This window comes from Bacteroides sp. NGMCC 1.200775, from assembly GCF_040798045.1.
GTDB lineage: Bacteria > Bacteroidota > Bacteroidia > Bacteroidales > Bacteroidaceae > Bacteroides > Bacteroides hominis.
This window is the reverse complement of the sequence record NZ_JASCQK010000003.1, coordinates 71,911-83,826: the sequence shown is the minus strand read 5'-3', so window position 1 is coordinate 83,826 and position 11,916 is coordinate 71,911. Positions and strand designations below refer to the sequence as shown.

Annotated in this window: 7 protein-coding genes; all 7 read right to left on the bottom strand. The window is 44.1% G+C overall.

Translation table 11 applies throughout. The annotated features are described in order from the left end of the window. Nucleotides 1–169: 169 nt before the first annotated feature. Complete coding sequence (locus QK890_RS09535; RefSeq protein WP_005821879.1) at nt 170–2,479, bottom strand: beta-galactosidase; 2,310 nt, start codon at nt 2,477–2,479, stop codon at nt 170–172. A 39-nt stretch (nt 2,480–2,518) separates the two neighbouring features. Continuing rightward, a complete protein-coding gene (locus QK890_RS09530; RefSeq protein ID WP_032542217.1) occupies nt 2,519–5,524 on the bottom strand; it encodes a glycoside hydrolase family 2 TIM barrel-domain containing protein in 3,006 nt (1,001 codons plus the stop codon). A 181-nt stretch (nt 5,525–5,705) separates the two neighbouring features. Further along, nucleotides 5,706–7,094 carry a phosphoglucosamine mutase gene (gene glmM / locus QK890_RS09525; RefSeq protein WP_005808542.1) on the bottom strand — a complete coding sequence of 463 codons (1,389 nt, stop codon included), beginning with the start codon at nt 7,092–7,094 and terminating at the stop codon, nt 5,706–5,708. A gap of 36 nt (nt 7,095–7,130) precedes the next feature. Beyond that, nucleotides 7,131–7,775, bottom strand: coding sequence for a DUF4827 domain-containing protein (locus QK890_RS09520; RefSeq protein WP_005781500.1), 645 nt, complete (start codon nt 7,773–7,775; stop codon nt 7,131–7,133). 204 nt (nt 7,776–7,979) lie between these two features. Next, nucleotides 7,980–9,011 carry a bifunctional oligoribonuclease/PAP phosphatase NrnA gene (locus QK890_RS09515; protein WP_005781501.1) on the bottom strand — a complete coding sequence of 344 codons (1,032 nt, stop codon included), beginning with the start codon at nt 9,009–9,011 and terminating at the stop codon, nt 7,980–7,982. 50 nt (nt 9,012–9,061) lie between these two features. Then, nucleotides 9,062–11,161 (bottom strand): ComEC/Rec2 family competence protein, encoded by a 2,100-nt coding sequence (locus QK890_RS09510; protein ID WP_195341768.1) that lies wholly within the window; start codon nt 11,159–11,161, stop codon nt 9,062–9,064. A gap of 9 nt (nt 11,162–11,170) precedes the next feature. Further along, nucleotides 11,171–11,821, bottom strand: coding sequence for a ribulose-phosphate 3-epimerase (rpe, locus tag QK890_RS09505; RefSeq protein WP_022011096.1), 651 nt, complete (start codon nt 11,819–11,821; stop codon nt 11,171–11,173). Nucleotides 11,822–11,916 lie beyond the last annotated feature (95 nt).

Below are 11,916 nucleotides of genomic sequence, written 5' to 3'. Positions count from 1 at the left end.
GTTACCATTTTTCCCCCGAATATTTTTCTATGAACCGAAAAGATATGTTCAAGAAAACATCTCTGTAATTTTGAAATCAGACAGCATAGAGTAATAAATTGTGAATGTTATAATTGGATCTTATAACATTCACAATCTATCTACCTAATCTTCAGTGGAAATTCCTGTTTCAGTATTGAAACTCTTCCCCTTTGACATACACCCGATACTCCTTTATCATACCAGGGTATCCTTTTTCCGCACGGGGCAGATAGCGGAAACCGGTTACAGTATAGTCACCTCCCAAATCAATAACCAACTGATGCGGATAAGCATCACGGGCAACAGTCATCCAATAAGTAGATTCCTGAAGATCGAACACTTTATCTCCCGTACAGTTGCCACTACGCGTCTCTTCGCTATTGGCATAACGTATCCGCCACTTTTCACGCGAAATCGGTTTGCCGTCTGCTCCCAACACATCGAGTTCGGCAATGGCTGCGACCTTCTTTCCGTCTTGGGCCGAAAGAGCTTCGAGGCAGAAGAAGCGTCCGGTATACTGACGATCCAAACGGATCTCCTGCCATCCGTTACCCGGAGTAAACGTACCTGTAGCAACAGGAATTTCCTGCTTCAGATTCAGTTGTTCACCTTTCTTTCGATGGGTAGAAGCACCTTCATTACGCAACCAATCCAGTATGGGTTTCTTCAGACCGCGAACAGAGGCTTTCTCAGGTCCCTTCAGATCGAGGACAATTATTTCATTTTCTCCCTCTTTCAGCCAACAACCGGGCATAAAAAGTGTTTGTTGCGGACCGATCTCCCAAAAACGTCCGATAGCAATACCATTGACCCATACCATACCTTTACCCCAGGTACTCATATCAAGGAACGTATCGCCGGCTTTATCCAAATGGAAAGTGGCCTTATAATAAGCAGGCATTGTCTGGGCCGTTCCACTTTTATATTTTTTGTCTTGCACAAATGAGTAATCGACCGGGAAATTGTAAGCTGTCCAGTTCTTCAACTCCGTGGTTTGCTTATCACAGACAAGTTCTACTTTCTCAGTGATACCTTTACGGTCATGGATGGATTCATCGAAGTTGACACGCCCCATAGCTTCTACCAGAATATCGATGCAGGTCCCTTTCTTCAAAGCCGGCAGCTGCAAAGTGAATTCACCACGACGGCGATCGAGGCGAGCCAATAGTTTACCATCCGCAAAAACCTGTGCCCAATCGTGTACTTCTGTAATCTTCATCGTCGTACCGGCATCTACAGGCTGCTGTAAAACAGTCCGATACAAAATAGTTCCCCATCCCTGATCGAAAGCTTCCATCGGCTGTATATCCGTGCTCTGTTTCGCTTCCGGCAGATTGGCAAAGAGGGGAGCCACCCGCGTAAACTTCACCTCGGGTATCTCTATGACCGGAAAAGCTACGGGAACAGCCGGTAACTGTTCACCTGCAGGCAAATAGTTTTCCAGCAGATCACGCAGTTGGAAATATTTATCTGTAGCCCATCCCGGTTCACTGATTGGAGCGTCATAATCATACGAACTGCACATAGCAGAATAAGCAGGGTTGTTGGCACCTCCCCAATGGCCGAAAGTAGTACCCCCATGTGCCATATAAAGACTGAAAGAGATATTGCGGTCGAGCATATCCTTTATGCCCTGTACCATACTCTTGGCGGGACGAGTCTCGTGTTTGCGCCCCCAATGATCAAACCACCCACTCCAAAACTCGCTGCACATCAACGGTGTGTCCGGACGAGCCTCCTTAAGACGTTTGAATTGTTGCTCAATGTTGGCTCCCGTACCAAAGTTGATAGTCCAAAGCAGATCGTCCAGACCATTCCGGTCGAAAGTACTGCTCCAATCACATTGGAAAAGGGGAACCTCAGTAAACCCGGCACTTTTCACGATGTCACGAATCGCCGAGACATAAGGTTTATCAACAGCATAGGCACCGTATTCATTTTCTACCTGTACCATAATGATATTCCCTCCCCGGGTAATTTGCAAAGGTGCGAGCTGCTTGCCAACTTCCTTCATAAAAATAGCTGTACGCTCCATGAAGTAAGGATCGAGTGTACGGAGAACGATATCTTTCTTCTTCAATAGCCACCAGGGAAGTCCGCCCATTTCCCATTCGGCGCAGACATAAGGACCTGGACGGACAATAACGTACATTCCGTGCTTCTGTGCCAAACGGCAGAAAGCTGCTATATCATTTTGTCCGGTAAAGTCAAATTTACCCTCAGTCTGCTCGTGAATGTTCCAAAACACATAAAGACAAATGGTATTCATGCCCAATGCCTTACACATCTCGATGCGATGTTCCCAGTAAGGTGCCGGAATACGGGTATAATGCAACTCGGCAGCCTTTACGGTGAAAGGCTTGCCATTTAAAAGAAAGGTATTCTTCCCGATCGTAAAGTTCTGCGCCGCGACAGGCAACGAAAAAATCAGTACGAGAAGTAAAATCAGTTTTTTCATGTTATTATTGTATTGTTCTTGGGTTTTATTGAATTATTATTATTTAAGCCTCATCTTTATTTTTCCGAAGCAAGGCAGCGCTTCAAGGGTTTTGCAAAAATTCCCCCATGCTATTTCGGGATAATCCCAGCAATTGTTGACATACAGGATCAGTTGGTCATCCGGTTGTTTATTGATCCGGCATGCCACCGAAGCATCTGTAGACAAAACCGAAAGCTGATGGATAGAAGGGGAAGCTGTCGAAAGAGTATAATAATAGATGTTTTCTTTCATCCCCTTAGCGGTTTGAGTCAACGGGTAGCGGCAATTGGCTCCTGCATCTGCCCAATAATAATAGTTGTGTGTATCGTCTCCCCAAGGTTGAAGGGGTTCTTTACCGTAAGCAGCCTGCTTCGAAATGTATAAAGCAGTCTTTCCTTCATTTCCAGCAAAAGCTTTTTCCGGATAATAGTTCCAATACCCTTTACGTTTCCAGTCCAACTGCTGTATGGCATCTGCCAGATGGAAAGACAAACCTGTTTCACGCAGAAATCCGTTGGGAGCTCCATCTGTCAGGTAATCCACCTCCAACTGTCCATCGGGAGTTATTTTTATCGAAAAATCAACAGTTACCTCCTTATAATTTCCGGCAAGGTCGATATATACATCTCCGTTTGTTTCCTGCCGGTAACTGAATGCACTTTTCTTCCAGTCCTCTTCCAAAATCATAAACCGCGTAGCTGCTTTGCGTACTTCCGCTCCTGTCAAATGATTCAGGTTAATATACAAGTTCAGGAAAGGTCCTTTTTCTATCAGTACCCGGTCGCCGGCTTTGGCTTGTGTAATCAACCCTGTCTCTTTACTGAACGGTATTTCAAAACCTTCCCCACGAATGATCACCCAATCACCGGTTTCTTCCACCGATAGCTTATTTCCGTCAAGCACAGGTGGAAAAACAATCTTCTCCGTTCCGAGTATCGGACGGTAAGTGTCGATCAGGCTTCCATCGGCCGTCCAAAATTCAATCAACAGATGCTCACCTTCTTCCCACCGGTCAGCGGGGATCACTATGCTCCCTTTCTGATGGGGCGGAATGGCCGGAAGTGCAAAATTCTTCTTCACCCCCCGATAAGTATAACTCATCTGAAGTTCGTTCAGGCTCGTATGATCAAAGCGATTATAAACCGGAAGCACCAAACGCTGTCCGGAAGTGAAGTTACGAATATCATCAACTAACAGACGCACCGGCGAATACGCTTTCTTCGTAGCCCAAAATTCCGGTTTCTGACGTCTCCATACATCTACGATTCCCCACTCACCATAACCTACACAATTACCTTGATAGCCTTCGGGCTTGGCTGTGTGGGCAAACTCTTTCCAGAACGAAATACCGGCCTTGGGCACAGGCAAAGCAAAAGTTTCATCTACATATCCCCAAATAGCTCCTCCCAATCCTCCAGGCGCATCAAACAGTCCACTCCACATCATGTCAAGTGATTTTCCCCAGAACTCACGGATATTCGGGTCAGTCTGCAAAGTAGAATAAGTATAACAGGCCGGATGTGCCCATTCGTCAAAAAGAGCAGGAATCCCATGTCCCTGAAAGTGGCGGGTATTCATTCCCCATTGCGAAAGGTTACCGTTCACATCCTGATAGTGCATACTGAGTATATCATAAATTTTCTCCTTTGTGTCTACCGATCCCGGATAACTGAAAATAACGGGACGAGTCGTGTCTGTTGCCTTCACCCAGTCCCAACAAAGCTGAAAGTTAGTACCATACACACTCTCATTACCGATACTCCAAAACAAAATAGACGGATGAGAGCGGAAACTCTTCACCATCTCCTGACACTGTCCCAGATAACGGTCAGTATATTCGGGATTGCTTTGCGTTTTACCGGGAGCATAATTTTTCTGCCGATAAGTATCTACAAAACAGACAGCAGTCTCACTCTCGACATACACCCCATAACGGTCACAGTATTCCAGGAATCTTTCAGAAGGAGGATAGTGCGACGTACGTACAAAGTTCATGTTCGCTTCTTTGAACAGAAGTACATCAAGGCTGTCCAATTCAGCGGTAGTGGTTCGTCCCAGAGTGGGATGAATATCATGCCGGCAGGCTCCGCGCAATTTCACAGGCTGTCCGTTCACCAACATACGATTACCTGCTATTTTAACTTCACGAAATCCCACTTTACGGATAAAACGGCTGATTTCTTTCCGATCCTGCAGAAGTACAACAGTCAGGGTATATAAATTCGGATGTTCAGCATCCCACTTCAACGGACTTGAAACAGGCAGTGACCAGACCTGTTCTTCTGCTCCTGCCTTCAACGGAAAACAATCCTGAGGAAGTTGTACAGGTTTTCCGTCAGGAGCTGTCAGCTGCAACCGGACCTCAGCAGGTTCATTTCCGGCAGATGTACAGGCAAAACGAAGGACAGCATCTCGGTACAATGAGTCCAAATGAGTCTCTACACTAATATCGTAAAGATGGGTAACAGGTAACGTGAACAAAGTCACATCCCGAAGAATCCCTCCAACAGGGTGATGTGCATATCCCGAAGCATAAGAGATTTCATCCAGCCGGTCGGTCACTTCCAACTGTATTTCATTTTTCTTCCCTGGACGGGCCTGTGCTGTTATATCGGTTTCCCAACGAGTAAAGCCACCGTGATGTTCGCGCACCAACTGCCCATTGACACTTAATTTGGCATGGCTGTAAACTCCGTCAAAACGGAGAATAATACGTTTTCCGGCATAATCGGCAGGAATAGTAAACGATTTCCGGTAGAAAAAAGGCTTGTCGTGTTCTATGGCATATCCTTGCATAGCTGCCTCACCGGGAACTTTAATTGTAGTCCATTTGCTTTGGGGTGAATATTTAAATTGCCAGATTCCATTTAGCAGTATTACAGGCTGTCGAACTCCTTCCTGTTCCACAGGGATAGTATAAGCAGGATACGAAGAAGAGGTAAAAGGTGCAGCAGTAGCCGACATAGCAGAAAACAAGAAAAATAGACCGACCACTACAGTAAACAAAGAAAGTCTCAATTTCATGATATACGATATAAGAAGGTTAATTAAAGGTACAAAGGAACAAGAAATATCATTCGCAAAAAATAGACTTTATTTCTTAAAAGATGGACAATCTTATGATTTTTAAAAGATTATTCCATTATAATTCATAAAAAAGGCTGCATCGTTGTCAATGCAGCCCTTCGATTATTTTTTAGAATCTTTACTTAGCCAATTCATTGATTACATCCATAATCTTCTGTCCTATTTCCTCAGCAGCCTCCATAGTCGATGCTTCACTGTATACACGGATAATGGCTTCGGTATTACTCTTACGCAAGTGTACCCACTTGTCTGCAAAGTCAATCTTCACACCGTCGATATCATTGATTTCTTCGTTCTTATAGATTTCCTTTACCTTAGCAAGGATAGCATCTACATCTATTTCCGGAGTCAGATCTACACGATTCTTAGCAATAAAATAAGGAGGATAAGTTGCACGCAACTCGCTCACCTTCTTGCCTTCGTGAGCCAAATGGCTAAGGAATAATGCGATACCTACCAAAGCGTCACGTCCGTAATGGCTGGCAGGATAAATCACTCCACCATTACCTTCACCTCCGATCACCGCATTGGTTGCCTTCATCTTGGTCACTACATTCACTTCACCTACTGCAGAAGCATTGTACTCCATACCATATTTACGGGTCACATCGCGCAAAGCACGTGTAGAGCTCAAATTAGATACCGTATTACCCGGAGTATGTTTCAGTACATAGTCGGCCACTGTGACCAATGTATATTCTTCACCATACATCACACCGTTCTCGCAGATCATGGCCAGACGGTCTACGTCAGGGTCAACAACAAATGCGACATCTGCTTTTCCCCCCTTCATAAGGTTCATGATATCACCCAGATTCTTTTCCAGAGGTTCGGGATTGTGGGCAAAATTACCGGTCGGTTCGCAATAGAGTTTTTCTACGTGTTTCACTCCCAGACGTTCCAACAGTTCAGGCAGAATAATACCCCCTACGGAGTTTACGCAATCGATGGCTACAGTGAAGTTAGCTTTCTTGATAGCTTCTACATCTACCAGGTCAAGCGCCAATACACTGTCGATATGTTTTTTGTTATAAGTAAGATCTTTGCGATAAGAACCCAGATGATCAACATCTGCATAATCGAATTCTTCAGCCGCAGCAATGCGAAGCACTTCTTGTCCTTCGGCTGCATTCAAAAATTCTCCGTGTTCGTTCAGTAATTTCAGTGCATTCCACTGCTTGGGGTTGTGTGATGCAGTCAGGATGATCCCTCCGCAAGCCCCTTCCATTGTCACAGCTAATTCTGTTGTCGGGGTAGAAGCAAGGTCGATATCAACCACGTCCCAGCCCATACCCATCAAGGTACCGACTACAACGTTCTTCACCATCTCACCCGAGATGCGGGCATCGCGGCCCACTACTATCTTGTTACTGTTCGATTTGCATGTCTTGCGAATCAAAGTGGCATAAGCCGACGTGAATTTTACAATGTCAAGCGGATTCAGTCCCTCGCCTGCGCCTCCGCCAATGGTTCCACGGATACCAGAGATAGATTTGATTAGAGTCATAGGTTGTTGTTTTAGAAAATTGGTTATTTAGTAGTTTTAGTTCAATGCTTTCTGGAATTTACGAATATCGTAGAAATAGGGGTTTACATATTGGTTTGCACTCTGATGTCCCATCTTTGAAGGTACAATCATTCTCACATGGGCATAGTTGGTAACATATTTCAAAGCAAGCAGCCATCCGGGAGGAACGTCTGTCGTACCATATTTGGCATACATCGAACCTTCTGTGAATACACCGGCCACCGAAGTTCCATTATCTACGTAACGGAATACATCCGGATAAGTATAGTAGTTCGGATAGTTTTCAAAACCGGGAAGCACCACATTGAAGCAAGTAGTATCATTGGCCTTAATATCATGCTCCACGAAGCGTACGGCTACAATATTATTATTTTTGATAGAATCGTTCTCCGGTTTATCGGTAACAATACCTTTATCCACAATCTGCATATAGACTCCGTTTGAGAAAGCTACATATTCATTCTTGGTCGTATCCGTCTTATATCCGTTTGCTTCAAAGTCACTCTCAGAAATAGTACGGATATCGTGCTTTTTAATAAAAGCGTTTACCGCATCTTTCTCTTCATCCAGCATTTCTGCATAAGTCTTCGAATTGTCGCAAGCCTGGAACATATATCCGAAGGCTAACAAGGAAAAAAATAACAATAGAAGTTTTTTCATTTCTGTATCTTATGTATATTCCGTACAAATGTATTTTAAATTAGTCGAATCTTTAGATTTAAAAGCAGAAAGTTCAAGTCTTTTAACCTTTGACTTTCAACTTTTAACGGAAGAGCAAGGAGCCATGGGCTATAAGTCAAAAGTAACAAGAAGTTATACACTTGTCATTCCTTATTCATAAATTGTAACCGACAACCCGCAGCCTCATTGTTTCAGAAGCGGCTTATATTTCTCCAATGCCTGTTCAAACACTTTCACAGCCTCTTCCATCGTACCGTAAAACTCTCCGCCTGACGCATTGAGATGCCCACCACCATTGAAAAACTCGGCAGCTAACTGGTTGCAAGGAAACTTACCTACGGAACGAAGTGAAATCTTAATCATTTTCTTTTCCGTATCCTCACGGAGGAAACAAGAGAAACAGACATTCTTAATCGAAAGCGGGATGTTTACAAACCCTTCGCTATCGCCTTTGATATAATCAAATTTTCCCTGTTCATCTTTGGTCAGCGATATAAGCGCAGAATTGTAATCTTTATACACCCGCATATTCGATAATACATATCCCATCAAACGCAAACGGCTTTCGGAATAAGTATTGTAGACTTTCCGGTAGATATCATCTTTATCGATTCCTTTTGAAAGCAGTTCGCTGATAATGAAATAAATCTCACGATTATTAGAGTTATAAGTGAATCCTCCGGTATCTGTCATCATACCGGTATAAATACATTCAGCCCCCTCTTTGGAAATGTCACTGAAATATCCCATCCGGCAAATCAGGCGAAACACCAATTCGGAAGTAGAAGAAATTTCAGGATGTGAAACAGTGATCCGACAAAAGTCTTCGGGATGAAGATGATGATCTATCATTATTTTACGTCCCGGTGAGGAAGCTACTATATCAGCCATCTCGTCAATGCGCTTCAATGCATTAAAATCAAGACAGCAGATAACGTCTGCTTCCATAATCAACTTATCGGCAAACTCTTTATAACGGTCATACAGCAAAATATCCTTGCTACCCGGCATCCATCTCAGGAAATCGGGGAAAGCATTAGGGACAATTACATTTACAATTTTATCTTGAGAATCCAGAAAATGATACAATCCCAACGATGAGCCAATGGCATCTCCGTCAGGCGACACATGGGATACGATTACTATTTTGTCGGCCCGTTCAAACCATTTAGTAAAATGATCAATATGGGTTTGAGCAATTACTTTAGTCAGCATAACTTGTTTGTATAAATATGAGTTGGCAAAAATACGATAAATCTTTGTACTTAGAGCAAAAACCTCACAGAACCTTCGTCGGAAAGGGAGATAAAATGCAATCCCAACCGACGGCATTCTTCACTGAACACTCCCTTATAATAAGCGGACAGGGAAGAATCCAGAATAACCTCCCGGCAATGAAACAGTTGGGCCAATGACTCCAATCGTCCTGTATAGCCCTTACACAAATACAAATAATCTATGTTTAACGGTTCAGCGACAGTTTTGTTCCGCCAACGGTTATCACTGACCATACAAATACGTTTATTACCGAACAGAAGCAGGTGGTCCTGCATCCAGAAGCCGGAAGAGCGATAGTCTTTTGTTATGGGTATCGGGGTATTCAGGTGTAACCGATTCCAATAGCCGGTTACCGCACGCGAAAGCCGTCTTTCATCCGGAATGCTATCTGCATAGGCAAGCCAGGATTTACCTTGAGACTCAATGCAATGTACAACCGGACATCCCCGGACATTATAGAAAACAATGCTCTGCACCGGTCGGTCAGCCATCCTCCATGCCCAATGAAGACTACCTGTAACCAACAGGCAAACACCTACAAGGTACAAACTTTTCGCACTACGAACCATCATATGACGCATACAGGCCAACAAAGCCAGATAAAAGGCAAGAACTTCCGCCGGATAAATCCAAACATTATCGATAGATGCCAACGGTAGATGCTCTACCCAACGAACCGCAGCATTCAGTAAATCGATAAGAAACTTCACCGCCACAGCACACCAGGTATAAAGCTGAGAAAAAGGGCTGACCACCAGCAGAATAACCGCTGAATACATAATCACCGACACAAGTGGAATTACCAACAGATTAGTCAATAAGAAATGGGTGGAAAATCTGGAAAAATACAACAATACCAAAGGGGCTGTACCTATCTGCGCAGCAAGCGAAACACACATTAATGCCCAGACTTTTTTTAATACTCCATTACCAATCGGAAGCAACCTGAACAACCGGGGATATATCAGTAGAATGGCAGTAACAGCCGAAAAAGAGAGTTGAAATCCAACATCAAACAGCCAGAAAGGATGAACCGCCAACATAATAAATGCAGTCAGCGCAAGCGTATTAAGTGAAATACCCGTACGCCCGGATAAGACCGACAAAGCCAACAATGAAAACATAATAACCGAACGAACCACAGAAGGGGACAGCCCTGTAATGAAAGCAAATCCCCACAATGCAGTAATTATCACTATCGCACGAAACAGCCTCACCCCCCAAACATTCCCCGGCAACCACTTCAGAAGTAAAAGAAGCAGCATATATAAAAATCCGATATGAAGTCCGGAAAGTGCCAGTACATGACTGGCCCCTGACACGGAATAAGTCTCCCTAATATCTTCACCTAATTCCTCTTTGTAGCCAACAGTAAGCGCGGCAAGTACGGCAAACTCATCCGGTTCGAACTTCAAAGCACGATATTTATCCAGAATCCGGTCCCGGCAGTCCAATGCAATCTGCCGAAAGGAACGGGACATCCTGTGTCCGATTATCTGCCATTTTCCCTCTGCAACAAAAGCAACTCCTCCAATCCCTCTGTAACGTAAATAACGGGCATAATCAAATTCATCGGGATTACCATTATTGGAAGGTGGAGATACGCGCGCCATCAATACTAACTCGTCCCCATTATGTAAACTTCCGGCGAGTGAATCTTTCGAAATGTAAAGCAATACTTTCCGATTCACCGGTACGACTCCCACTGAGTCTTGTTTTTCTGTCAGAAATGCCGGACAGAGAAAAGTATGTTCCTTCTCGTCGGGCCGATCAGTCAGGATAGCCCGATAAACGCATTCTTGTTTTTGGAAAGCATATACAGTTTGTTGTAAAACCTGATTCATGCCGCCGGTTCCGGCCCCAAAAACAAGTAGATAGGCAACACTGCCGAATATCCACCGAAACGAATAGCGACGTGAAAAATAGACTGCCAGCAGCAGAAAAAATAATCCGGCAGAAACTCCCACCAACACGGTATCCGGAACATACACCTCCTTGAAAAACAAATAATTACCAACAAGAAAGCCTGCTATCAGAGGTAATAGCAGGCGTAAAAATGGATATCGATGTAAATACCGGAAGCTCACAAGCCGGCCTTACAGCCCTTTCATGGCATGAATCGTCTCTTCCGGATTCTCAGCAGCAAAAATGGCATTTCCTGCTACCAACGCATCCGCCCCGGCAGCCACCAGACGGGCACCTGTTTCCAGATTCACTCCACCATCTACCTCGATCAGCGCTTTCGATCCGGTACGCTCAATCAGTTCACGAAGTTCACGTACTTTCTCTACCGAGTGCTCAATAAACTTTTGTCCTCCGAAACCGGGATTCACACTCATGATCAACACCATGTATACATCCCGGATAATGTCCAGCAACAAAGCTACCGGAGTGGCCGGATTTATGGTAACAGCAGGCTGCATACCGGCCTCACGGATTTGTTGCACCACCCGATGAAGGTGTGGACATGCTTCGTAATGTACATTCATAATATGCGCCCCCAATGCCTTTACTTCAGGAATAAACTTCTCAGGATTGACTATCATTAAATGTACATCCAACGGTTTCTGAGTCAACTTAGCAACATACTTCAGCACCGGAAAGCCAAAGGATATATTCGGAACAAATACTCCGTCCATAATGTCAATGTGCACCCAGTCGGCTTCACTACGGTTAATCATCTCAAGATCCTTTGCCAGATATGCAAAATCTGCCGAAAGGATAGAAGGGGATATAATAGGTTTCATATTCATCAATATTTTAATAATAGCACAAAATTAACAAAAAAACATCAGAGCTCCCTCTTCTATAACAGTTTATTTGGCAGAAATTCTTTCCTTCT